This window comes from Dactylosporangium sp. NPDC051485 (assembly GCF_040682015.1).
In the GTDB taxonomy this organism is placed as follows: Bacteria; Actinomycetota; Actinomycetes; order Mycobacteriales; family Micromonosporaceae; genus Dactylosporangium.
The window spans coordinates 1-21,838 of record NZ_JBFAZW010000098.1 but is presented as its reverse complement, the minus strand read 5'-3'; the positions used below and the strand labels follow the sequence as shown (position 1 = coordinate 21,838).

The 21,838-nt window shown below is 72.9% G+C and carries 23 protein-coding genes; 12 read left to right on the top strand and 11 right to left on the bottom strand.

Going from position 1 to position 21,838, the window contains the following annotated elements:
• Window positions 1-61: 61 nt before the first annotated feature.
• On the top strand, window positions 62-727 hold the full coding sequence (locus tag AB0M46_RS39415) for a GntR family transcriptional regulator (protein ID WP_363344887.1): 666 nt from the start codon (window positions 62-64) through the stop codon (window positions 725-727).
• 127 nt (window positions 728-854) lie between these two features.
• On the opposite strand, the gene AB0M46_RS39410 is transcribed toward AB0M46_RS39415, so the two are convergent.
• Both AB0M46_RS39410 and AB0M46_RS39405 read right to left on the bottom strand, forming a co-directional pair.
• Window positions 855-1,658, bottom strand: coding sequence for a DUF2127 domain-containing protein (locus AB0M46_RS39410; RefSeq protein WP_363344885.1), 804 nt, complete (start codon window positions 1,656-1,658; stop codon window positions 855-857).
• Between the two features lie 27 nt (window positions 1,659-1,685).
• Window positions 1,686-2,561, bottom strand: coding sequence for a phosphatase PAP2 family protein (locus AB0M46_RS39405; RefSeq protein WP_363344883.1), 876 nt, complete (start codon window positions 2,559-2,561; stop codon window positions 1,686-1,688).
• Window positions 2,562-2,668: 107 nt separating this feature from the next.
• On the opposite strand from AB0M46_RS39405, the gene AB0M46_RS39400 reads away from it, so the two are divergent.
• Window positions 2,669-3,460: a maleylpyruvate isomerase family mycothiol-dependent enzyme gene (locus AB0M46_RS39400; protein WP_363344881.1), complete on the top strand. Its 792-nt coding sequence runs from the start codon at window positions 2,669-2,671 to the stop codon at window positions 3,458-3,460.
• Between the two features lie 63 nt (window positions 3,461-3,523).
• Here the strand turns inward: AB0M46_RS39400 and AB0M46_RS39395 are convergent, their stop codons facing one another.
• The 3 genes from AB0M46_RS39395 to AB0M46_RS39385 form a co-directional block, all read right to left on the bottom strand.
• Window positions 3,524-3,898 carry a hypothetical protein gene (locus AB0M46_RS39395; protein WP_363344879.1) on the bottom strand — a complete coding sequence of 125 codons (375 nt, stop codon included), beginning with the start codon at window positions 3,896-3,898 and terminating at the stop codon, window positions 3,524-3,526.
• Window positions 3,899-4,164: 266 nt separating this feature from the next.
• Window positions 4,165-5,190, bottom strand: a complete 1,026-nt coding sequence (locus tag AB0M46_RS39390) for a hypothetical protein (protein ID WP_363344877.1) — start codon at window positions 5,188-5,190, stop codon at window positions 4,165-4,167.
• 133 nt (window positions 5,191-5,323) lie between these two features.
• Window positions 5,324-5,587 (bottom strand): hypothetical protein, encoded by a 264-nt coding sequence (locus AB0M46_RS39385; RefSeq protein WP_363344875.1) that lies wholly within the window; start codon window positions 5,585-5,587, stop codon window positions 5,324-5,326.
• Between the two features lie 67 nt (window positions 5,588-5,654).
• Here AB0M46_RS39385 and AB0M46_RS39380 point away from each other — a divergent pair, with 67 nt between their 5' ends.
• Complete coding sequence (locus tag AB0M46_RS39380; RefSeq protein ID WP_363344873.1) at window positions 5,655-6,098, top strand: DUF309 domain-containing protein; 444 nt, start codon at window positions 5,655-5,657, stop codon at window positions 6,096-6,098.
• A gap of 157 nt (window positions 6,099-6,255) precedes the next feature.
• Here the strand turns inward: AB0M46_RS39380 and AB0M46_RS39375 are convergent, their stop codons facing one another.
• From AB0M46_RS39375 to paaK, 3 genes are all read right to left on the bottom strand, one after another.
• Window positions 6,256-6,480 carry a helix-turn-helix transcriptional regulator gene (locus tag AB0M46_RS39375; RefSeq protein ID WP_363344871.1) on the bottom strand — a complete coding sequence of 75 codons (225 nt, stop codon included), beginning with the start codon at window positions 6,478-6,480 and terminating at the stop codon, window positions 6,256-6,258.
• Between the two features lie 4 nt (window positions 6,481-6,484).
• A complete protein-coding gene (locus AB0M46_RS39370; protein ID WP_363344869.1) occupies window positions 6,485-6,889 on the bottom strand; it encodes a hypothetical protein in 405 nt (134 codons plus the stop codon).
• A 109-nt stretch (window positions 6,890-6,998) separates the two neighbouring features.
• The gene (gene paaK / locus AB0M46_RS39365; protein WP_363344867.1) at window positions 6,999-8,351 is read right to left on the bottom strand and encodes a phenylacetate--CoA ligase PaaK; all 1,353 of its coding nucleotides are present in this window, start codon (window positions 8,349-8,351) and stop codon (window positions 6,999-7,001) included.
• A gap of 73 nt (window positions 8,352-8,424) precedes the next feature.
• Between paaK and AB0M46_RS39360 the strand changes: the two genes are divergently transcribed.
• Window positions 8,425-8,604, top strand: a complete 180-nt coding sequence (locus AB0M46_RS39360; RefSeq protein WP_363344865.1) for a hypothetical protein — start codon at window positions 8,425-8,427, stop codon at window positions 8,602-8,604.
• Between the two features lie 66 nt (window positions 8,605-8,670).
• On the opposite strand, the gene AB0M46_RS39355 is transcribed toward AB0M46_RS39360, so the two are convergent.
• Window positions 8,671-9,000 carry an STAS domain-containing protein gene (locus AB0M46_RS39355; protein ID WP_363344863.1) on the bottom strand — a complete coding sequence of 110 codons (330 nt, stop codon included), beginning with the start codon at window positions 8,998-9,000 and terminating at the stop codon, window positions 8,671-8,673.
• 90 nt (window positions 9,001-9,090) lie between these two features.
• On the opposite strand from AB0M46_RS39355, the gene AB0M46_RS39350 reads away from it, so the two are divergent.
• Window positions 9,091-9,534, top strand: coding sequence for a response regulator (locus AB0M46_RS39350; RefSeq protein ID WP_363344861.1), 444 nt, complete (start codon window positions 9,091-9,093; stop codon window positions 9,532-9,534).
• Here the strand turns inward: AB0M46_RS39350 and AB0M46_RS39345 are convergent.
• On the bottom strand, window positions 9,531-10,928 hold the full coding sequence (locus tag AB0M46_RS39345; protein WP_363344859.1) for a GH1 family beta-glucosidase: 1,398 nt from the start codon (window positions 10,926-10,928) through the stop codon (window positions 9,531-9,533). The two genes, AB0M46_RS39350 and AB0M46_RS39345, sit on opposite strands and share 4 nt — an antisense overlap.
• Window positions 10,929-11,178: 250 nt before the next feature.
• On the opposite strand from AB0M46_RS39345, the gene AB0M46_RS39340 reads away from it, so the two are divergent.
• The 4 genes from AB0M46_RS39340 to AB0M46_RS39325 all read left to right on the top strand — a co-directional run bounded on the left by AB0M46_RS39340 (window position 11,179) and on the right by AB0M46_RS39325 (window position 17,565).
• Window positions 11,179-14,646, top strand: a complete 3,468-nt coding sequence (locus AB0M46_RS39340) for a discoidin domain-containing protein (RefSeq protein WP_363344857.1) — start codon at window positions 11,179-11,181, stop codon at window positions 14,644-14,646.
• 76 nt (window positions 14,647-14,722) lie between these two features.
• Entirely contained in the window at window positions 14,723-15,757 is a 1,035-nt protein-coding gene (locus tag AB0M46_RS39335) for a LacI family DNA-binding transcriptional regulator (protein WP_363344855.1), read from the top strand.
• A gap of 17 nt (window positions 15,758-15,774) precedes the next feature.
• Window positions 15,775-16,659: an aminoglycoside phosphotransferase family protein gene (locus AB0M46_RS39330; RefSeq protein ID WP_363344853.1), complete on the top strand. Its 885-nt coding sequence runs from the start codon at window positions 15,775-15,777 to the stop codon at window positions 16,657-16,659.
• Between the two features lie 369 nt (window positions 16,660-17,028).
• Window positions 17,029-17,565: a DUF305 domain-containing protein gene (locus tag AB0M46_RS39325; RefSeq protein WP_363344851.1), complete on the top strand. Its 537-nt coding sequence runs from the start codon at window positions 17,029-17,031 to the stop codon at window positions 17,563-17,565.
• A 60-nt stretch (window positions 17,566-17,625) separates the two neighbouring features.
• On the opposite strand, the gene AB0M46_RS39320 is transcribed toward AB0M46_RS39325, so the two are convergent.
• Window positions 17,626-18,513 (bottom strand): LysR family transcriptional regulator, encoded by an 888-nt coding sequence (locus AB0M46_RS39320; protein ID WP_363344849.1) that lies wholly within the window; start codon window positions 18,511-18,513, stop codon window positions 17,626-17,628.
• Window positions 18,514-18,595: 82 nt separating this feature from the next.
• Between AB0M46_RS39320 and AB0M46_RS39315 the strand changes: the two genes are divergently transcribed.
• The 3 genes from AB0M46_RS39315 to AB0M46_RS39305 all read left to right on the top strand — a co-directional run.
• On the top strand, window positions 18,596-19,813 hold the full coding sequence (locus AB0M46_RS39315) for an MFS transporter (protein WP_363344847.1): 1,218 nt from the start codon (window positions 18,596-18,598) through the stop codon (window positions 19,811-19,813).
• A gap of 233 nt (window positions 19,814-20,046) precedes the next feature.
• A complete protein-coding gene (locus tag AB0M46_RS39310) occupies window positions 20,047-20,610 on the top strand; it encodes an ATP-binding cassette domain-containing protein (RefSeq protein WP_363344845.1) in 564 nt (187 codons plus the stop codon).
• Window positions 20,607-21,838 (top strand): YhgE/Pip family protein (locus AB0M46_RS39305; RefSeq protein WP_363344843.1); only part of this gene is annotated, 1,232 nt, incomplete at its 3' end. The genes AB0M46_RS39310 and AB0M46_RS39305, both read left to right, overlap by 4 nt.

Below are 21,838 nucleotides of genomic sequence, written 5' to 3'. Positions count from 1 at the left end.
GTATACGATTTTCATATATGATTGTGGGGCCTGGGGGCCCTGTCAAGAGTGGATGTCGCACGTGGACCCTGAGCCCTCCAAGCACGAGCTCGCGTATCGCGAGATCCGTGTCCGCATCATCGACGGCCGATATGGCCCGGGGCACCGCCTCGTGCTCAGCAGCCTGGCCCGGGAACTGGATGTCAGCCCGGTTCCGGTCCGGGAGGCGATCCGCCGGCTGGAGGCGGAGGGCCTGGTGCAGTTCGAGCGCAACGTCGGGGCGCGGGTGGCGACGCTGCAGGACGACGAGTGGGAGCAGCTCGTCGAGATGCTGGCGCTGCTGGACGGGTTCGCGTTCGCGGCCGCGGCGCCGCGGGTGTCGGCGGCCGACCTGGCCGAGGCCCGGGAGTTCAACGGGCGGCTGCGGGCGGCGGCGTCGGCGCCGCAGGTCGACCACGGCGAGGTCATGCTGCTGCACCGGAGGTTTCACTGGGCGCTGTACCGCTGCTGCGGCAATCGCTACGTGATCGAGTCCCTGGACGGCATCTGGGACCGCATCGACGCCTCGCGGGTGCTGGTGACCCTCTACCCGGCGCTGCGCCTGAAGACGGCGGTGGACGAGCACGACGCGCTGCTGGACCGGCTGGAGCGGGGCGAGGACGACGCGAGCGTGCTGGAGGTGTGCGCCCGGGAGCACAACCTGAACGCGATCCGCACCATTCGCAAGAACGTGGGCGCGGAGCAGTAGGGAGTTCGGGGCAACATTCGAGGTAATAAGAAGACCGGCATCCACGGGGGAAGATGCCGGTCTCGCGTTCAACTATACGACGCCCTGTCGTCGTCCGCCAGTGGCAGTTTGTGTGACCGCCGGCCGGTCACCGGACGCCGGCGGGGACCTTCGGGTTGCGCAGGCCCCTGGGCAGGGTGGGCTCGTTGGCGGCGATCTCGACCTCGAGGAAGCTGGTCTCGTGCCGCTCGGCCTCGTGGGCGGCGTGGCCGCCGCGCAGGCCGAAGAGCCGCTTGGACAGCAGGATGTACAGCACCGCGGCGATGTTGATGACCAGCGCGCCGACGCGGGTGACGGTGATCTTCTCGCTCAGCTCGTAGATCTCGATCGGCAGGCCGAGCGAGGTGGCGACGACGGCGAAGTACTCGCCCCAGCGCTTGAGCATCCACAGCCCGACGCCCTCGATGAGCTGGAGGGTGCCGTAGAGGCCCAGGCCGGCGGCGACCCACAGCAGCGTCTTGGACTCGGCCTCGATGACGGTCCGGATGGTATGGATCATCGCGGAGTCCTCGAACTTCCAGCCGACCTTGTCCATGAACGGCTTGAGCAGCGGCAGGTCTTCGTTGAAGGCCCGCTCGACGCCGTCGCGGTGGCTGCGGAAGCGGAACACGCCGTAGGCGGCGGCGACGGACAGCAGGCCCTTGATGAACCGCTCCAGCGACAGCAGCCGCAGGATGAGCGCGTCGCGCAGGGCCCGGCCGCGCAGCACGATCGGCGCGCCCTCGGCGGGGCCGCTCCGGTGCGGCTCGCCGATGACGAAGTCCCCGCACCGAAGGCAGCGCCACGCGGGGCCGACCGGGGTGGTGGCGTGCAGCTTCTCCCGGAACGTGTCCTCGGTGGGGGCGTAGGTCACGTGTCCGCGGCGCGCGCAGGTGCGCAGGTTCCAATCCACGCGACCTTGATACCGCATCCGCACCACTTATTGGGTGTTAGCGCCTGCTTCATGACTGACGCGGGGCGGCGGTCCCATCGGCACGCTGGCCGTGCCCAGGGCGGCGCCGACCGCGGCGAGGGTTTCGGCGACCGTCTCCCGCCGGGTGGTCCGGCGCACCTGGACCGGCACCGCCGGCGAGGGGTGCTCCTGCCGGCTGGTGGCGACGAGCAACACGCCGACGAGAACGGCGGCGATGATCCCGTCCAGCCAGTAGTGGTTGGCGGTGCCGGCCACCACGAGCATGGTCAGGACCGGGTGGGCCAGCCACAGCCAGCGCCAGGGGGTGCGGGTGGCGTGGATGAGCCCGGCCGCGATGACGAGGGCCCAGCCGACGTGCAGCGACGGCATGGCCGCGTACTGGTTGCTCAGCGTGTCGGTCTGCGGCGGGCCGTAGACCGACGGGCCGTAGACGGCGGCGGTGTCGGTGAGGCCGAGGCCGCCGAGCATGCGCGGCGGGGCGAGCGGGAACACGAGGTGGATGACGAGCCCGGTGGCGGTCAGCCAGGCGAGGATCCGCCGGAATCGGATGTAGTGTTCGGGCCGGAAGTAGTACATGAAGACGAGGAACGCGATCGTGGCGGGGAAGTGCACGACGGCGTAGTAGACGTTCGCGGTCCGCACCAGGACCTCGGCCTGCAGCAGCAGGTGCTGCAGGTCCGCCTCGTCGGGCAGGCGCAGCGCCCGCTCGAGGTTCCAGACCAGGTGGGCGTCGTCGTAGGCCGCGCCGACCCGGCCGTCCACGGCCAGGCGGCCGACCTTGTACGCCAGGAACAGGCCGAGCACCAGCAACAGCTCGGTCCACGCGCGGGGCCGTAACCGGGTGGAATGCTGCCGTTCACCTGCTCCGACCCCGGTGTTCATCAGCTGAAGCTACCTGATGTTGCGGTCGGCGCAATATTGCCGATCGGGCACCCAATGCGTGTCGTGCGTCACGAGTTTGTTTATGCTTCAAATTTTTAGGGGGTTCCATGAGCAATCGGGCAGATCTTGCGATCGCCGCCCTGCGCACCGGGCACGACAACCTGTCGGCCCTGGTCGCCGGCCTGACCGCGGACCAGTTGACCGCCCCGTCGGCGGCCGACGAGTGGGACGTGTCGCAGGTCGTCAGCCACCTGGGCAGCGGCGCCGAGATCAACCTGGAGGTCGTCCGGGCCTCCCTCGAGGGCCGGCCCGCCCCCGAGTTCGAGTTCAACAAGGGCGTCTGGGCCCGCTGGGACGGCATGACCCCGCAGGAGCGCCAGGCGGCGTTCCCCGCGGCCAACGCCCGGCTGGTCGAGGCCTACGAGGCGTTCACGCCCGAGCAGCGGGCCGAGCACCGCGTCGACGTGGGCTGGATGCCCGAGCCGGTGGACGTGGCCACGTCCGCGCTGCTGCGCCTCACCGAGTTCGGCTACCACGACTGGGACGTGCGGGCCTCGCTCGACCCGTCGGCGGTGCTCGCCCCCGAGGCGGCCGCGCTGCTCAGCGACCGGGTCGAGGGCCTCTTCGGCTGGATCGCCAAGCCGGCCAACCTCGACGGGCGCACGGCGGACCTGCTGGTCCGGCTCACCGACACCGGCGAGACGCTCGGGCTGCACCTGGCCGAGCCGGTCGCCATCACCGCCGCGCCGGGCAACCCCGACGGTGAGCTGTCGCTGACGCTGGAGGCCTGGCTGCGCCTGGCCGCGGGGCGGCTCAAGCCGAAGTACACCCCGGCCGACGTCACCGTGTCGGGCCCGATCTCGCTCGACGACCTGCGCGCGGTCTTCCCGGGATATTAGTGGCCCGATCGGTACCGCGGGCGCAAGCCGTGGCCCGCGGTACCGATCGTGACGGCGCGCTGACTACCGCTTCGTCCGCAGGCAGAGCACGTCGCCCCTGCTGCCCTTCTCGCCCTGCCAGTACATGCTGGTCGTGTCCGACCACTGCTGGCACACGGTGCTGAACGGGCTGCTCGCCTCGCTCTGGTCCTTGTCGCCGATCTTGCCCAGCACGGTGAAGTCCGCCTCCGCGCTGTCGCACGGGACGATCCTCAGCTGGTCGGAGCCGACCTGGTGCAGGCATTCGCCGACCTTGGCATTGAGCGCCGCGTCCCGGTTGAAGAACCAGGCGGCGCCGAGGAGCACGCCGAGCAGGACGACGATCCCGACGAGGATCCTGATCTGCCGGCGCTTGCCCGGCTTGGCCGGTGGCGCGGCCGGTTCGGCGGGTGTGGTCACGTGGAGCCTCCAGGGTCCGGACGGGGGTTACCGGCGCTAGGCCTACCGGGCCCGGATTGCCCTGGCTCGCAACTGTCCGTGATCCGACGCCGGGCCTGTGCTCATGCCGGCTGCCGGAGCGCGGCTCCCAGCCGGCCTGCGCGGTGTAGCGGTACGTGATGCCCGCGATCGGCGGCCAGGCGGTGGGTGCGCACGACCAGCACGACCAGCACGCGCGGCAGGGCCGGCAGGACGGTGTCGAAGCCGGGCGGCGCGGACCGCGCTGGTCAGGCGGTCAGGAGCGCGACGGCGGCGGCGTCCAACTGGCGCAGGGTGCCGTTGCCGTCGTCGGCCCGGTAGCAGCCGCCCAGCTCGACCATGAGGTACGGCCCCGTGTCCTTCACGAACACTATTGCGAACGGCGCCTGGGGCTGAGCGCACCGCGTGGTCACCGGCGGCGCGGCGTGCACGGCCGTGACGAAGCGGCTGAGGGCGGCGCCGGACAGCGTGGTGGCGCTGCTCAGCACGCCCATCTGGAACGCGACCGATGGGTTGGCGCCCGAGATCGTATCGGCCGGGTCCAGCCGGTACCGGCACACCGCGAGCGCTGCCGGCGGCTTACCCGGATCGAACGGGGCCGCGTCGGGTGAGCGGGTCGAGCCCTCGGCGGCCTCGATCGCGATCACCGGCTTGTACTTGCCGGAGCACCCGGAGCTGACCTCCAGTTGGCTACGGGTCTGGCGTACCTTCGTCTGGCTCACCGAGCGCCACGGCAGCGCCCGGATCGCCTGTTCCACCGACGGCAGCGGCATACCGCAGGCCTGGTGCGGCAGGGCGGGCACGACCTTCCGGCCGTGCGCGTCGACCAGCGTGATGACGACCGGCACGATGGCGATCGCCGGGCAATCGGTCCCCGGATTGTCCTCGGACGGCTGGCGCAGCGCCGCGGCCAATGCGTCGAGCCCGCCGTCGGCCTGCTGCTCGTCGCGCATCTGCCATTCGCCGTCGCCGGGCACCGTGGCGACGCTGAACACGCATCGGCTGGCCGACACGGGCGCGAAGCCGGTGGGCAGCGGCTGCGGCCCGGGTTCGGCGGCGCTCGGCCCCGCGACGGGCGCGAAGCCGGGGTCGGTGCACGAGACTCCCAGCCCGCCCGGCTCCCCGGCCACGTCGGCCGTGCCCACGGAGCTTTGGCCGCTGCGTGCACAGCCGCCGATGGCGGTGAGGAGCGCGGCGCAGATCAGCACCGGCACCCATACGGCCGCGGCGCGCGGCATCCGCGGAAGGCCGCAGCGCTGCGTCGTCTCACCCATCTCCGTACCTTCCGCTCGTCCGTCCCACCACTGCGACGCGGTACGGCGCCGGCCGGTTCCCGGATGCAGGCGGCACGGCGGTGGCACCGGCCGTGCGCGGGGCATCGGGCACCGCGCACGGCCGGGCAGTGGCTCAGCGCTCGATGGGGCGGCGCAGCGAATACGTGACGGCGTGCAGGCGGTGCGGCTGGCCGATGATCATCGCCGCGCGGTCGTAGGCCTGCCAGCCCTCGGCGCCGGCGCGGTTGAGGTGGCGGAGGTCGTTGAAGCGCTCGTCGGTGCCCCAGCGCTGCACGCCGCCCGGGTGGTGGAAGACGGCGTCCCAGTCCTCGAACTTGTCGGTGCCGAGCGTCCCGGCGGCACGATACTCCAGTCGCGCATATTCCCATTGCGTCACGCGGTCCATCATGCCCGACATCGAGCGCCGCCACCGTCACGCATGTACGTGAAGTACCGTCGGAGGCATGGGCGCGCAGAGGGATCGGGACGAGACCGGGCGGGCCCGCAACGCGCGTCCGCGGGATGCGCTCGGCCGGCCGCTGCCCCGCGGGGCGCAGGGCGTGCCGACGATGCCCGACGACCTGTCGGTCACCCCCGCCGAGGCGCTCGAGCAGGCCCAGCGGCTGCTGGATGAGGGCCGGCCCTTCCACGCGCACGAGGTGCTCGAGGCCGCCTGGAAGGCGGCGCCGGAGCCGGAGCGGGAGCTGTGGCGCGGCCTGGCGCAGCTCGCCGTCGGCCTGACCCACGCCAGGCGCGGAAACGCGGCGGGCGCCGCCCGGCTGCTGGAGCGGGCGGCGCTGCGGATCGCGGCCTACCGGGACGCCCCGCCGCACGGCGTCGACGTCGCCGGCCTAGTCGCCTTCGTGGCGTCGGGCGCCGACGGGGTGCCGCGCCTGGTCACGCGGTGACCGCGGCGGGCCGGTTGATGCGGCCCGCGAGCAGCCAGGCCACGACCGGGATCTCGCCGCGTGGCCAGGACGAGCCGCGGTGGCGGCGCGTCGCCGGTCACCACGAGCCGGCCGCGCACGAACATCTGGGCGAAGCGGGCCGGCCCGCGTTGCGACATCATGACTGCTCCTGCGCGTATTGAAAGACTTCCTCGAGCGGTACCGCGAACACGCGCGCGATCAGGAACGCCGTTTCGAGCGTCGGCGAGTAGCGCCCCTGCTCGATCGCGATGACGGTCTGCCGGGTGACGCCGATGCGCTCGGCGAGGTCGGCCTGGGTCATCTCCCCGTGCGCGAAGCGCAGCGCCCGGATCGAGTTGGTGACGCGGGTCGGCTTGCCCACCGGCTCAGAACCCCCGCCGGTAGGCCACGATCTTCACGGCCGACGAGACGAGCGCGGCCAGCGAGAGCGCCAGGTACAGCGCGTTGGCGACCCAGAAGTACGGCGCCTCGCGCATCGCCAGCACGAGCGGCACCACGGCGGCGATGCTCATGACGTAGAACCCGGCGTACTCGCCGAGCCGCCCGATCGCCTTGTCCCGCTCGTCGCGCCGCACCGGCCCGCCGACGAGGCTCCCGGCCGCGATGTTGAGCAGGATCGCGGCCCCGACCGCCACGAGCATCGGCCCGGCGTAGTGCGTGTCGGCCAGCCCGGCGGCCGGCCGGCGGGCGAGCAGCACGACGGCATAGGCGACGGGCACGACGATGGCCACGATCCCGTAGATCCAGGCCCGCTTCTCCAGATAGGACATCTCGGCCCTCCATGTACAGCATCTTTGACATCCCGAAGGTAAAGCGCACCGGACGTCGTGTCAAGAATTCTTTACATGCCCGAGGTGCGTGACCGGCGGTCGAAGGCGGTCAGCGGTTGTCGATGACGCGGCGCATCTTGCCGGCCGAGCGCTCCACCGAGCCGGGTGGGAGGAGCTCCACCGCGATCGTGACGCCGATGGCGCCCTTGACCGCGCGTTGCAGGGCGTGCGCCGCGTCGCGGGCGGTGGCGGCCGTGGCGTCCGGGCGGTGTTCCACGCGGACGGTGAGGGCGTCGAGGCGGTCGCGGCGGGTCAGGACGCACTGGAAGTGGGGGGACAGGGCGGGCTCGCGCAGCAGGAGCTCCTCGATCTGGGTCGGGAAGACGTTCACGCCGCGGACGATCATCATGTCGTCGCTGCGGCCGGTGATCTTCTCCAGGCGGCGCATGGTGCGGGCGGTGCCGGGCAGGAGGCGGGTCAGGTCGCGGGTGCGGTACCTGATGACCGGCATGGCCTCCTTGGTCAGCGAGGTGATGACGAGCTCGCCGCGGGCGCCCTCCGGCAGGACCTCGCCCGTGTCGGGGTCGACGATCTCGGGGTAGAAGTGGTCCTCCCAGATGGTCAGGCCGTCCTTCGTCTCGGCGCACTCGTTGGCCACGCCGGGGCCCATGACCTCGGACAGCCCGTACACGTCGACGGCGTGCATGTCCAGGCGGGTCTCGATCTCCAGGCGCATGTCCTCGGTCCACGGCTCGGCGCCGAGGATGCCGACCTGCAGCGAACTGGCGCGCGGGTCGAGGCCCTGGCGCTCCATCTCGTCGACGATCGCCAGCAGGTACGACGGCGTCACCATGATGACGTCCGGGCGCAGGTCGCGGATCAGCGTCGCCTGGCGCTCGGTCATGCCGCCCGACACCGGCACGACCGTGCAGCCCAGGCGCTCCGCGCCGTAGTGGGCGCCCAGGCCGCCGGTGAACAGGCCGTAGCCGTAGGCGACGTGCACGATGTCGCCGGGGCGGCCGCCCGACGCCCGGATCGAGCGGGCCATGAGCGACGCCCACGTGTCGAGGTCGGCCGCGGTGTAGCCCACCACCGTCGGGCGGCCCGTGGTGCCGGACGAGGCGTGCAGCCGCAGCACCCGCTCCCGGGGCACCGCGAACATCCCGAAGGGGTAGTTGGCCCGCAGGTCGTCCTTCGAGGTCATGGGGAACCGCGAGATGCCGGACAGGTCGGTCAGGTCCGACGGGTGGACGTCGTGGGCCGCGAACGCCGCGCGGTAGTGCGGCACGTGGTCGTAGGCGTGGGAGAGCGTGGCGCGCAGGCGGGCCAGCTGCAGGGCGGCCAGCTCGTCGCGCGAGGCGGTCTCGATGGGCTCGAGGGTGCCGGGGGCGGGGGTGACGTCGCGCACGTTCCCATCCTGCACCCGCAGGTCGGCCGCCACGTGCCCGCGATCACGTCGCATTGAGCCGAGATGATCTTTCTGGATCGATACAGTAGGTCGTGACAGCCGATCGCCACGAAGGAGTACGACACCGATGAAGACCGCAGCCCGCAGGATTCGCGCCGCCGTCGCCGCCCGCCGCGCCCGGGGCCGGCTGGCCCACGAGATCGCGGAGTACCGGACCCCGGCCGAGCGCCTCGAACTCGACCTCGTGCTGGGCCGGCACACCGAGGCGCAGATCGCGGAGATCGACGCCATCCTGCGCGGAGCCTGAGCCTGGACGCCGGCCCGCATCGCGCTGCGGGCGACGGGCGAGCCACGGGACTCGGCCCGAGCCGGCTCACAGCGCCGCGGCGGCCGCCTCGACGGTGTCGTAGAGCGCGAAGACCTTGTCCAGGCCCGTGATCCGGAACACGCGGCGGACCCGGTCGTCGGTGCACGCCACGGCCAGCCCGCCGCCGGTCTCCCGGGTCCGGTTGTACGCCCCGATGAGCACGCCCAGCGTGACCGAATCCATGAACGTGACCGCGGTCAGGTCGATGACCAGGGTGGCGTGCTGGTCCAGGGCCGTGCCGACCGCCTCGCGCAGCGCGGGCGCGTTGCCGACGTCGAGCTCCCCTTCGGCCCGCACCACGCCGTGCCCGCCGGCCGACCCGATCGTGAACGCCACGCGTAGACCGTAGCGGTGACCCGCGTCGCTGGCAGGGCGGGGTGGTCCCGGGCGGGTTACTGTGGGGCAACCTGTATCGGAAGGGGCACGATGCGCAACGATCCGGCCGTGCCGATCGAGATCCTCCTGGTCGAGGACGATCCCGGGGACGTGCTCATCACGCGCGAGGCGTTCGCCGATCACAAGGTCCGCAACCGCCTCACCGTGTGCAGCGACGGCGCCGAAGCGCTGCGCCTGCTGCGGCGCGAGGGGCGCTACGCCGCCGCCGCGCGCCCCGACATCATCCTGCTCGACCTGAACCTGCCCGGCGTCGACGGGCGCACGGTGCTGGCCGAGGTGCGCGCCGACCCCGACCTGTCCCGCATCCCGGTGGTCGTGCTCACCGCGTCGAGCGCCGAGGAGGACTACCTGCGCAGCCACGAGCTGATGGTCGACACCTACATCGCCAAGCCGGTCGACTTCGCCGGCCTCATGCACGTCGTGCGGCGCATCGAGGCCTTCCACATCAGCGTGCGGCGCGTGGCCACGGGTTAGTCGATGGCGTTGCGGGAGATCGCCTCGGAGTACCAGCGGCCGCTCGCCTTGATGGTGCGCTCCAGGGTCTGGTAGTCGACCCGGATGAGGCCGAAGCGGCGGCTGAAGCCGAAGGCCCACTCGAAGTTGTCCAGCAGCGACCACACGAAGTAGCCGCGCAGGTCGACGCCGGCCGCGATGGCCTCGTGCACGGCGGCCAGGTGGGCGCGCAGGTAGGCGATGCGCTCCGGGTCGTCGATGCCGCCGTCCGGGCCGACCCGGTCGTCATAGGCGGCGCCGTTCTCGGTGACGTAGATCGGCCGGTCGCCGTAGTCGCGGCGCACCCGCAGCAGCAGGTCGCGCAGGCCCGTCGGGTCGATCGACCAGCCCATGTGGGTGACCGGGCCCGGGGTGGGGTGGAACTGCACGGCCTGGGCGGTCGGGTAGGGCGTCGCGTGGTCCAGCTGCCCCGCCGGCGCCGCGCTGACCAGGTCGGGCTGGTAGTAGTTCACGCAGATCGCGTCGACCGGCGCGCAGATCGTGGCCAGGTCGCCCGGGCGCACGAAGTGCCAGTCGGTGAGCTCGCGGGTGTCCTCGACGATGTCGGCCGGGTACTCGCCGCGCAGGATCGGGTCGAAGAAGATCCGGTTCAGCAGCCCGTCGATGCGCCGGGCGGCGTCGGCGTCCTGCGGCGACGGGGTCAGCGGCCGCACGGCCCCGCAGTTCAGCGCGACCGACACCTGGCCCGCCACGCCGGCGCCGCGCAGGGCGGCCACGCCGAGGCCGTGGGCGAGCAGCAGGTGGTGGGTGGCGGTCAGGGCGCCGACGTGGCCGCGGCGGCCCGGCGCGTGCCCGCCGGTGCCGTAGCCGAGGAAGGCCGAGCACCACGGCTCGTTGAGCGTGTTCCACAGCGCGACCCGGTCGCCCAGGCGGGCCGCCACCGCGGCGGCGTAGTCGCCGAAGCGCAGGGCGGTCTCGCGGCTGGTCCACCCGCCGGTGTCCTCGAGCTCCTGGGGGAGGTCCCAGTGGTAGAGCGTGGCCACCGGGCGCACGCCCGCGGCCAGCAGCTCGTCGACCAGGCGGTCGTAGAAGTCCAGGCCGGCCTCGTTGACGCCGGCGCCCCCGGCCGGGCGGATCCGCGGCCACGCGATGGAGAAGCGGTACGCCGAGAGCCCGAGCTCGGCCATCAGCTTCACGTCGTCGCGGTAGCGCAGGTAGTGCCCGGTCGACGTGGCGCCCGTGTCGCCGTTGTCGATCCGGCCGGGCTGGGCCGAGAACGTGTCCCAGATCGACGGGGTGCGGCCGTCGGCGGCCACCGAGCCCTCGATCTGGTAGGCGGCCGTGGCGGCGCCCCACCAGAAGTTCGAGGGAAAGGCCAGCCGGCCCGTCGTGGCCTGCACCGCCGTCGTGCTCACACGTATCACCCCGTGTCCTGAGTACCGGCTTGGAGAGCGCTCTCCAAGTTGCGTGACCAGACTGCGACGTGCCGTGGCCGGGTGTCAAGGTCCGGTCGGGCGGGCATCCCGGCGTACACCGCCAAAACGGTCCTAAGGCCCAGTCGGGCACTTGACACGGTGGAAACGGCGGGGCAACACTGCGACCTACCGGAGAGCGCTCTCCAAACCGCCAATGCGCTTCTCCTCACACCCCAGCAAGGAGCCTCTCGTGCATCCGGCGCACACGTCCGCCCCCGTCTGGCGGAAACTCCTGACATCGCGATGGCGCATTGCCCTTGTGGCCGCCGTCGTCGCCGCCGTCGCCGTCGTGGTCGCGCCCTTCGCGCGCGCCGCCGACGGCCTGATCTCGCAGGGCAAACCGGTCACGGCCTCGTCGGTGCAGGACGACCTGGCCGCCAGCAACGTCAACGACGGCAACGACGGGACCCGCTGGGGCAGCCAGTGGAGCGACCCGCAGTGGATCCGCATCGACCTCGGCGCGACCGCCACGATCAGCCAGGTCACGCTGCAGTGGGAGGGCGCCTACGGCAAGGCCTTCCAGATCCAGACGTCGGCCGACGACCAGAACTGGACCGACATCTACTCCACCACGACCGGCACCGGCGGCACGCAGACGCTCAGCGTCAGCGGCTCGGGCCGGTACGTGCGCATGTACGGCACGGCTCGGGGCAGCGGCTACGGCTACTCGCTGTACGAGTTCAAGGTCTACGGCTCCTTCACCAGCGCCAACCCGTCCTCGGGCGCGTGCGGCACGACGAACGTGGCCCAGGGCAAGACGGCCACCGCCTCGTCGTCCGAGGGCGCCGGCAACGGCCCGCAGTACGCCTTCGACGGCGACCCCGGCACCCGCTGGAGCAGCCAGTTCAGCGACCCGCAGTGGATCCAGGTCGACCTCGGCTCCACCCAGTCCATCTGCCAGGTGGTGCTGCAGTGGGAGGCGGCCTACGCCAAGGCCTTCCAGATCCAGACCTCGGCCAACGGCACGAGCTGGACCGACGTGTACTCCACCACGACCGGCACCGGCGGCACGCAGACCATCCCGGTGTCCGGCAGCGGCCGCTACGTGCGGATGAACGGCACCGCCCGCCCCGGCGGCTACGGCTACTCGCTGTGGGAGTTCAAGGTCTTCACCAGCGGCACCGGCCCGACCCAGTCGGCCTCGCCGAGCCCGACCCCGAGCACCTCCACGTCGCCGACGCAGGACCCCGGCTGGACCACGGTGTGGAGCGACACCTTCGACGGCGCGGCCAACACCTCGCCGTCGGGCACGAACTGGCTCATGCGCACCGGCACCCAGTTCCCGGGCGGGGCGGCCAACTGGGGCACCGGTGAGGTCGAGACCGCCAGCAACAGCACGGCCAACGTGTACCTCGACGGGGCCGGCAAGCTCAACATCAAGGCCATCCGCGACGGGGCCGGCAACTGGACCTCGGGCCGGCTGGAGACCCAGCGCACCGACTTCCAGGCCAACCCGGGCGAGCAGGTCAAGTTCACCGCCCTGATCAAGCAGCCCGACGTCGCCAACGGCGCCGGCTACTGGCCGGGCTTCCGGGCCACCGGCGCGGCCTACCGCGGCAACTTCAACAACTGGCCCGGCGTCGGCGAGACCGACATCATGACCGACGTCAACGGCCGCAGCCAGCTCGCGCAGACCCTGCACTGCGGCACCGCGCCGGACGGGCCCTGCGGGGAGTACAACGGCCGCAGCTCCGGCCTGGCCAGCTGCGTCGGCTGCCAGACCGGCTACCACGAGTACACCCAGGTCATCGACCGGACCAAGACCGACGAGGAGATCCGCTTCTACCTCGACGGCAAGCAGTCCTGGGTGGTCCGCGAGTCCCAGGTCGGCGTCACCGCGTGGGACGCCGCCGTGCACCACGGCTTCTACCTGCGCTTCGACCTGTCCATCGGCGGCTCGCTGCCCAACGCGATCGCCGGCTTCACCACCCCGACGCCGAACACGACCTCCGGCGGCGTGCTGTCCGTCGACTCGGTCACCGTGTCCAAGGCGACCGGCACCACGCCCGCCGCGATGACCGACCCGGCGACGCCGGCCGGCCCGAGCGTGGTCAAGGTGACCGGCAGCCAGGGCAACTGGCAGCTGCAGGTCGGCGGCCAGCCGTGGGAGGTCCGCGGCCTGACCTACGGCCCGCCGCAGGGCGCCGCCGACGGCTACATGCGCGACCTGCACAACATGGGCGTCAACACGATCCGCACCTGGGGCGTCGACGACGCGCAGACCCCGGAGCTGCTCAACCGGGCGGCCCAGCAGGGCATCAAGGTGATCGTCGGGCACTGGCTCAACCAGGGCGCCGACTACGTCAACGACACCACCTACAAGAACAACACCAAGACCGAGATCGTCAACCGGGTCAACGCCCTGAAGAACAACCCGGGCGTGCTCATGTGGGACGTCGGCAACGAGGTCATCCTCACCATGCAGGACCACGGCCTGTCCGCCGCCGACGTCGAGGCGCGCCGCGTGGCGTACGCCAAGTACGTCGACGAGCTCGCCGTGGCCATCCACGCCGCCGACCCGAACCACCCGGTCACCTCGACCGACGCCTACACCGGCGCCTGGCCCTACTACAAGGCGCACTCCCCGCACCTGGACCTGCTGGCCGTGAACTCCTACGGCGCCATCGGCAACGTCAAGCAGGACTGGATCAACGGCGGGTACACCAAGCCGTACGTCGTCACCGAGGGCGGCCCGTCCGGCGAGTGGGAGGTCCCCAACGACGTCAACGGGGTCCCGACCGAGCCGACCGACGTGCAGAAGCGCGACGGCTACACGGCCAGCTGGAACGCCATCAAGTCGCACCCCGGCGTGGCCCTCGGCGCGACCGAGTTCCACTACGGCCTGGAGAACGACTTCGGCGGCGTGTGGCTCAACACCTTCGGCGGCGGCTGGCGGCGCCTGGGCTACGGGGCGCTCAAGCAGGCCTACACGGGCTCCCCGCTGGCCAACACGGCCCCGCAGATCACCTCGATGACGGTGAGCAACCAGACCGCGGTGCCGGCGGGCAGCCAGTTCACGGTGAACGTGGCCGTGAACGACCCCGACGGCGACGCGATCCGCTACAACATGATGGCCAGCGACAAGTACATCAGCGGCGGCACCGGCTTCCGCAACGTGAACTTCACGGAGAACGGCACCACGTTCACGGTGACCGCGCCGGAGACGATGGGCGTGTGGAAGATCTACGTCTACGCGTTCGACGGCCAGGGCAACGTCGGCATCGAGACCCGCTCCTTCAAGGTCGTGGCGCCGTCGATCCCGGGCACCAACATCGCGCTGAACAAGACGGTGACGGCCTCGTCCTACCAGCCGACCGGCAGCAACGGCCCGCAGCTGCCCTCCTACGCCACGGACGGCAACTACGGCACCCGCTGGGCCAGCGAGTGGGTCGACACCGCCTGGTGCACCGTGGACCTGGGCAGCAAGCAGGCGTTCAACAAGGTGTTCCTCGCCTGGGAGGCCGCCTACGCGAAGAGCTACCAGATCCAGGTGTCCGACGACAACGTGAACTGGACGACGATCTACTCGACCACCGCCGGTGACGGCGGGTTCGACGACATCAACGTCAACGGCAACGCGCGGTACGTCCGGATGAACGGGCTGGTCCGGGCCACGGCGTACGGATATTCCCTCTGGGAGTTCGGCGTCTACCGGTAACCGTTCCATCGCGGAAGCGCTCTCTGGGGATTTGCCCCGGAGAGCGCTTTCCGCGTTCGTGCTATAAAAGCGCGTGATGAGCGAAAAACGGCGACCGACCCTGGAGGACGTCGCGGAGGCCGCGGGGGTGTCCCGGGCCACCGTGTCGCGGGTCATCAACCGCGTGCGCAACGTCGACCCGAAGCTGCACGAGATCGTGTGGCAGGCGGTCGACGCCACCGGCTACGTGCCCAACCGGGCCGCGCGTTCGCTCGTCACGCGCCGCAGCGGCACGGTCGCGCTGGTCGTCTCCGACGCCGTGTCGCACGACGACGACCCCTTCATGCGCCGCTTCTTCGCCGACCCGTTCTTCGGCCGCATCGTCGGCGGCGTGATGAGCGTGCTGCGCCCCAAGGGCGTGCAGCTGGCCCTGCAGATCGTCGGCACGCAGGAGGCCCGCACCCGGCTCGTCGGCGACCTCGGCCAGGGCCAGGCCGACGGCGCCGTGGTGCTGTCCCTGCACCCCGACGACACGCTCCCGCAGCAGCTGTGCGACGCCGGCATCGCCGCCGCCCTGGTCGGCCGCCCCGCGCAGCCGGTGCCGATCTCGTACGTCGACCTGGCCAACGACGCCGGCGGCGCCCTGGCCGCCGAGCACCTGCTGGGCCGCGGCTGCACCCGCCTCGGCATGATCACCGGCCCGGCCCACGTGCCCGCCTCCCAGGACCGCCTGACCGGCTTCCGCCAGGCCCTCGCCCGCCACGGCCACGCCTGGTTCCCGATCGCCGAGGGCGGCTTCACCTACGAGTCCGGCGAGTCCGCGATGCTCGCCCTGATGGCGGAGCACCCCGGCCTCGACGGCGTGTTCGTCGCCAACGACCTCATGGCCCAGGGCGCGCTGATGGCCCTGCGCACCCGCGACGTGCGGGTCCCCGGCGACGTGGCCGTGGTCGGCTTCGACGACAGCAGCGCGGCCCTGGACGCCCGCCCGCAGCTGACCACCGTGCGCCACCCCCTGGAGGACATGGCCGCCGAGACCACCCGTCTCGTCCTGGCCCGCATCGACGACCCGTCGCTGCGCGTCGAGTCGGTCATCTTCGACCCGAAGCTCGTGGTGCGCCAGTCGGCGTAGGGGGTTTACTGGCTCTCGTGGACGCTGACATCGTCGTTGATGCCGCACTGGTACGGCACGTGCTCCGTCACCAGCATCCCGACCTCGACGGCCCGCTGACCCTGGCCGCGTCCGGCTGGGACAACGCCATCTTCCGGCTCGGCTCCTCGCTGGCCGTGCGGCTGCCCCGCCGCTCGGTCGCCGCCTCGCTGGTGCGCAACGAGCAGCGCTGGCTGCCGCTGCTGGCCCCGTCGCTGCCGGTGCCGGTGCCCGTGCCGGTGCGCATCGGGGTGCCGATGGAGGCGTACCCGTACCACTGGAGCATCACCCCCTGGCTGGACGGCACCGTCGTGGCCGCCGGGCCCGTCGGCCCGCGCGCGGCGTTCGCCGAGCAGCTCGCCGGGTTCCTCAACGCCCTGCACGTGCCCGCGCCGGCGCAGGCGCCGGCCAACCCGGTGCGCGGGGTGGCGCTGTCGGCCCGGTCGGCGGCGATGGCCGAGCGCTTCGCCACGGGCCGGGTGCCGCTGTCCCTGCGCCCGCTGTGGGACGAGCTGGTGGCCGTGCCCGGCTGGGCCGGCCCGCCGGTGTGGGTGCACGGCGACCCGCACCCCGGCAACCTCCTGGCCGCGCCCGACGGCTCCCTGGCCGCGGTGCTGGACTTCGGGGACCTCACGGCGGGGGACCCGGCCACCGACCTGGCCGCGGCGTGGCTGGTCTTCGACGCCCCGGCCCGGGCGCTGTTCCGCGCCGCCCTGGGCTCGCGGGTCGACGAGGACACCTGGCAGCGGGCCCGGGGCTGGGCCCTGAACATCGGCGCCGCGTTGGTCGTGGACGCGACCGGCACGCCGCAGATGGCGGCCGTCGGCGCGCACGCCCTGGCACAGGTGCTGGAGAGCGCTCTCCCAAGATCTGACAATGGTTGACACGGCCCTGTCCAGGCGGGAGACTTTGCGCAACGGAGAGCGCTCTCCAACGGATCGGGTGCCGGCGGAGCGTGCTCCTCCGGGGCGGCCAGTGCGGCGGGTCTAGCGGGCCCGACGGGGACTGACTGGGTCGCCCGGCCGGTGGCGCACGGGCAGCGGCCGATTCGGGCCGGTCATCCAGGCGGGGGCCGTCCGAGCGGGCCGATGTCTCCGGGCGGGGACGTTTGCCCGCCCCGGCCAGGGCGCGTGCCGCCGTGGCGGTGACCGGGTTGGGGTCATCGCCGCCGGGGCCGCGGCGGTCCACCAGCGGGCTCTGGGCGCCCGGGACCGCCGCGACCGCGGACACCGTGTCTTGGAAGGGCCACCGCCATGCGCCTGCCAATGTTCCTCGCCCCGCTGCTGCTCCTGGCCGCCTGCACCGCCCCGGCACCGCCCGCGCCCGCGCCGGCCGCGCCGTCGGCGCCCGCGGAGTTCGGCGGCACCGACATCGCCTGGGTCGAGCTCATGATCCCGATGGACGAGCAGCTGCTGCCGGTGCTCGACCTCGTGCGCCGGCGCTCGTCGGACCAGCGGCTCGTGGCCCTCGCGGGCGAGCTGCAGGGCGTGTACGACGGGGAGCTGCCCCGCCTGCGCGCCCTCTCCGACCAGGCCGGCCTGCCGAAGGACAACCCGCACAAGGGTCACAAGATGCCGGGGCTGGTCGACGCCGACCGGCTGGCCGCCCTGCAGTCCGGCCCGGCGGCGTCCTTCGACCGCGAGGCCGTCGAGTGCCTGCGCGAGCACCTGACCCAGCTCGCCCAGCTGGCCGCGAGCGAGCTCAGCAACGGCACCAGCCCGACGGTGAAGACCCTGGCCACGCAGGTCCGCCAGACCCGGACCGACGCCGGCGCCAAGCTGCCGCAGTAGCGGGCTCAGCTACGGCGGATCGCGCAGGTCACGGGAGTCGGGGCCGATCGGGCCGGCAGGTCAGGCGCCGGCGCGGTGTGCGTCGACCAGGTCCAGCAGGGCGCGCACGGCGGCGCTCGGGCGGCGGGCCGCGGCGGTGGCCACGGCGAAGGTCCAGCGCAGGCGGGCGTCCACCGGCAGGATGCGCAGCGCCGGCTCGTCGGGGATCATGAAGCGCGGGATCAGGGCGACGCCGAGGCCCTCGCGGACGTAATGCCGTACCGTCGCGATGTCCGCGACCTCCAGGGCCACCCGGCGGCGCAGCCCGGCCGCCGCGAAGCCGCGGTCGACCTCCGTGCGGTTGCCGTAGCCCGGCGGGGAGTCCACGAACGGCTCGTCGGCCAGGTCGGCCAGGCTCAGGCGGTCGCGGGCGGCGAGCGGGTGGGCGGCGGGCAGCACGGCGACGATGGGCTCGGCCGCGAGGGTGCGCATCGACAGGCCGGCCGGTGCGCGGCCGGACAACGACAGGAACGCGACGTCCAGCTCGCCGTCCAGCAGGTCGGCGGCCAGGCCCGCGGAGCCGGTGGGTGCGGCCCGCAGGCGCAGGTCGACGGCCGGGTGGGCGGCGCGGAAGTGGCCCAGCAGGCCGGGCAGGTCGACGAAACCGACCGAGATCAGCGTGCCGATGCGCAGCGTCCCGCGCAGGCCGCCGCGGACCTCGGCGACGGCGTCGCGGGCGGCCTGGGCGGCGTCGATGGTGGCGCGGGCCTCCGGCAGGAGGGCGGCGCCCGCGTCGGTGAGCAGGACCCGCTGGGAGTTGCGCTCGAACAGCTGGGCGCCGAGCTCGCGCTCCAGCGCCCGCACGGCGGCGGAGACCCCGGACTGCACGACCCGCAGGCGCTGGGCCGCCCGCGTGAAGTTGCGTTCCTCGGCGACCGTCACGAAGTACACCAGATGCCGCAGTTCCACGCCCGGCATCATCGCATCCCGTGATGCTCCCTAGCACGAACATTCGTTGGCGGTGCTGATACTGTCGGGGCAGATTGTTGACATGACCACGATGCTGTCCCGCCCGAAGGCGCCTTCCGGCCACGGGCGCCGGCTCACGCACGAGCAGGGCTTCTGGGCGATCGCGCTCGCGTTCGCCGTGTCGCTCGCGTTCACCGTCGTGCCGACGCCGCTCTGGGCGCTGTACCAGCGCCACGACGGCTACTCGACGATCGCCGTCACGGTCGCGTTCGCCGCGTACGCGTTCGGCGTCATTGCCAGCCTCTTCCTCGCCGGGCACGTCTCGGACTGGCTGGGCCGCCGCCGCGTGCTGCTGCCCGCCGTGCTCCTCGAGGTCGTCGCGGCGGTGCTCTTCCTGGTCTCGACCGACCTCGGCGTGGTGATCGTGGCCCGGGTGCTGTCCGGCCTCGGCATCGGCATGATCACCGCCACGGCCACCGCCCACCTGTCCGAGCTGCACGCCGCCGCCCGCCCCGGCGCCGGCCGCGCGCGGGGCGACCTGGTGGCGACCGTGGCCAACCTCGGCGGCTTCGCGTTCGGCCCGATCGCGTCCGGCCTGCTCGCCCAGTACGTTTCCGGGCCGCTGCGCACGCCGTACGTCGTTTTCCTGGTCCTGCTGCTGGTGGCCGCGCTCGCCGTGGCGCTGGCGCCGGAGACGGTCGCCGTGCGGTCGCGCCGCTACCGCCCGCAGCGGGTGGACGTGCCGGCGGCGGCCCGCCCCCGCTACTATGCCGCGGCCGCCGGCGCCTTCGCCTCGCTGTCGGTGCTCGGCCTGTTCACGTCCCTGGCCCCGGCCTTCGTCGCCGGCACCCTGCACCACCCGTCGCGGGCCCTGGCCGGCGCGGTGGCGTCGATGGTCTTCGGATCCGGGGCGATCGCGCAGGTACTGCTCCGTCGCCGCCCCACCCGCGACCAGCTCGCCGCCGGCCTGACCCTGGTCGTCCTCGGCCTGGTGACGCTCACGGCCGCGGTCTGGGCGCAGTCCCTCCCGGCGTTCCTGGCCGGCGGCATCCTGGCCGGCGCCGGCGCGGGCGCCCTGCTCAAGGGCGCGATCTCCACCGTGGCCGACCTGACCCCCGCGGCGGTCCGCGGCGAGGCCCTGGCCGGGCTCTTCCTCGGCGGGTACCTCGGGCTGGCCTTCCCCGTGCTCGGCCTCGGCATCCTGACGCAGGCGGTGAGCGCCCCGGCCGCGCTGCTGGGCTTCGCCGCGGCGATCACGGCCCTGGCCGTCGCGGTGAGCCGCCCCCTGCTGCGCCGGTAGGCGCGTGCCCGGGCTGCTCGCACGCGGTGAGCCGCCCCCTGCTGTGCCGGTAGGCGTGCGTCCGGGCTGCTCGCACGCGGTGGGCCGCCCCCGGTTGCGCCGGTAGGCGTGCCCGGGCGGCTCGCAGGTTCGGGAGCGATCGAGTGAGGCCCGGCACAAATCCGGTTCGGCGGTGGCGGCCGGGGCGGCCCATGTTTTTAGACTGACTGGTCAGTTCAAACGTGGAGGCTGTCGTGGCCGATCAGGTGCTGCTCGCCGAGGGACTCGGGGCCCGCACGCGGCGCGGGTGGGTGTTCCGGGATGTCGACCTCGCCGTGGAGGCGGGGGAGTTCGTCACGCTGTCCGGGGCGGCCGGCAGCGGGCGGACCTCGCTGCTGCTCGCCCTCGCCGGGCACTTCAGGACCAGTGCCGGGAGCGTGCGGCGCAGCGCGCCCGCGGCGCTCGGCTTCGTCGCCGGGGTCAACGAGCCCGAGCCGGGGCTCACCGTGGCCGAGCACGTCGAGGAGCGGCTCGTGCTGCTCGGGCGGGCCTCCTGGTCGCTTCGCAAGCGCCGGCGGCAGGCGCTCGATCGGCTGGTCGACGTACCGCTGCGGCCCGAAACCCTCGGCAGGGACCTCGACCCGCTCGGGGCGCACCTGCTGTGCCTGGCCCTGGCACGGGTCAACGAGCCGGGCATCATCCTCGCCGACGACGTCGACAGCGGACTGTCCGAAGTGGAGCGGCGCACCCTCGTCGAGGCGCTGCGCGACACCGGGGCGGCCGTCGTCGTCACCGCGCGCGAGGACGTGGCCGCGTGAACCTGTTCGAGCTGCGCCGGTTCCTCCGGGCGCCGATCACCATCGCCGCGCTGGTCGTGCTGGCCCTCATCCCGCTGCTCTACGGGGCACTCTACCTGTGGGCGTTCTGGGACCCGTACGGCAACCTGCGCCACATCCCCGTCGCCCTCGTCAACGAGGACCGGCCCGCCAAGGCCGCCGACGGCACCACCCTCGAGGCCGGCAAGGACCTCGCCGGCGAGCTGCGGCACCGCGACGTCTTCGGCTGGCAGCCGGCCACCGCGCAGCAGGCGAGGCAGGGGCTGCAGGACGGGCGGTACCAGCTCGTCTTCGAGATCCCCGCCGACTTCTCGGCCTCGCTCGTCACCCCGCCCGACCCGGGCAAGGACCCGCGGCGGGGACGGCTGACGGTGATCAGCGACGACGCCGCCAACTACCTGGCCGGGCAGCTGTCCCGCAGCGTCTTCACCGAGGTGCGGGCCGGGGCGTCGAGCACGGCGGCGCGGCGGTACTTCGACCGCATGCTCATCGGCTTCACCGACCTCAAGACGCGCACCCAGCAGGCCGCGGACGGAGCTTCGCAGCTGGCCGGCGGGGCCGCCGACGCGCAGGGCGGGGCCGGGAGCCTCGCCTCCGGCGCCGACCAGGCCCACGCCGGGGCCGGGCGGCTCGACCACGGGCTCGCGCAGGCGGCGCAGGGGTCCCAGCAGCTCTACGACGGCCTGGTCGCCCTCGACGCGGGCGCCGCGCAGCTGGCCGACGGCACCGCCCAGGCCGCGGCCGGCGGGCGGCTGCTGGCCGGGAAGGTCGACGCCGCGGCGGACAAGGCCGAGCCGGCGCTGCGCGACAACGCCGAGCAGATCGCGGCCGCCGCGAACGCCATCGCCGACGGCGCCGACCTCATCCTCCAGCACCTCGACGCGCTGCCGGCCCTGGCCCGCCAGGCCGCCCAGGCGCACGCGGACCTGATCGCGCTGGGGAAGCGGTACCCGGACATCACCTCCAGCGCCGAGTACCAGGCGGTGCTGTCGGCGGCCGACGCGGCGCAGCAACTGCAGGCCCGGCTCGACACCGGAGACCTCGCGGCGCTGCGCGAGCAGATGGCCGCCGTCGCCGCGACCGCCCGGCAGGTCGCCCGGGCCGCGCCGCACCTCGCCGACGACGTGGCCGCCGCGCGCAAGCAGGTCGACACGCTGGCCGACGGGCTCGATGCCCTTGCCGGCGGAGCTTCGCGGCTGCACGCCGGGAC

Coding starts and splice junctions, on each gene's coding strand:
- AB0M46_RS39350 (WP_363344861.1), top strand. CDS start 9,091: ATGCGCAACGATCCGGCCGTGCCGATCGAGATCCTCCTGGTCGAGGAC.
- AB0M46_RS39335 (WP_363344855.1), top strand. CDS start 14,723: ATGAGCGAAAAACGGCGACCGACCCTGGAGGACGTCGCGGAGGCCGCG.
- paaK (WP_363344867.1), bottom strand. CDS start 8,351: ATGCGACGTGATCGCGGGCACGTGGCGGCCGACCTGCGGGTGCAGGAT.
- AB0M46_RS39370 (WP_363344869.1), bottom strand. CDS start 6,889: ATGTCCTATCTGGAGAAGCGGGCCTGGATCTACGGGATCGTGGCCATC.
- AB0M46_RS39315 (WP_363344847.1), top strand. CDS start 18,596: ATGACCACGATGCTGTCCCGCCCGAAGGCGCCTTCCGGCCACGGGCGC.
- AB0M46_RS39390 (WP_363344877.1), bottom strand. CDS start 5,190: ATGGGTGAGACGACGCAGCGCTGCGGCCTTCCGCGGATGCCGCGCGCC.
- AB0M46_RS39360 (WP_363344865.1), top strand. CDS start 8,425: ATGAAGACCGCAGCCCGCAGGATTCGCGCCGCCGTCGCCGCCCGCCGC.
- AB0M46_RS39380 (WP_363344873.1), top strand. CDS start 5,655: ATGGGCGCGCAGAGGGATCGGGACGAGACCGGGCGGGCCCGCAACGCG.
- AB0M46_RS39400 (WP_363344881.1), top strand. CDS start 2,669: ATGAGCAATCGGGCAGATCTTGCGATCGCCGCCCTGCGCACCGGGCAC.
- AB0M46_RS39405 (WP_363344883.1), bottom strand. CDS start 2,561: ATGAACACCGGGGTCGGAGCAGGTGAACGGCAGCATTCCACCCGGTTA.
- AB0M46_RS39325 (WP_363344851.1), top strand. CDS start 17,029: ATGCGCCTGCCAATGTTCCTCGCCCCGCTGCTGCTCCTGGCCGCCTGC.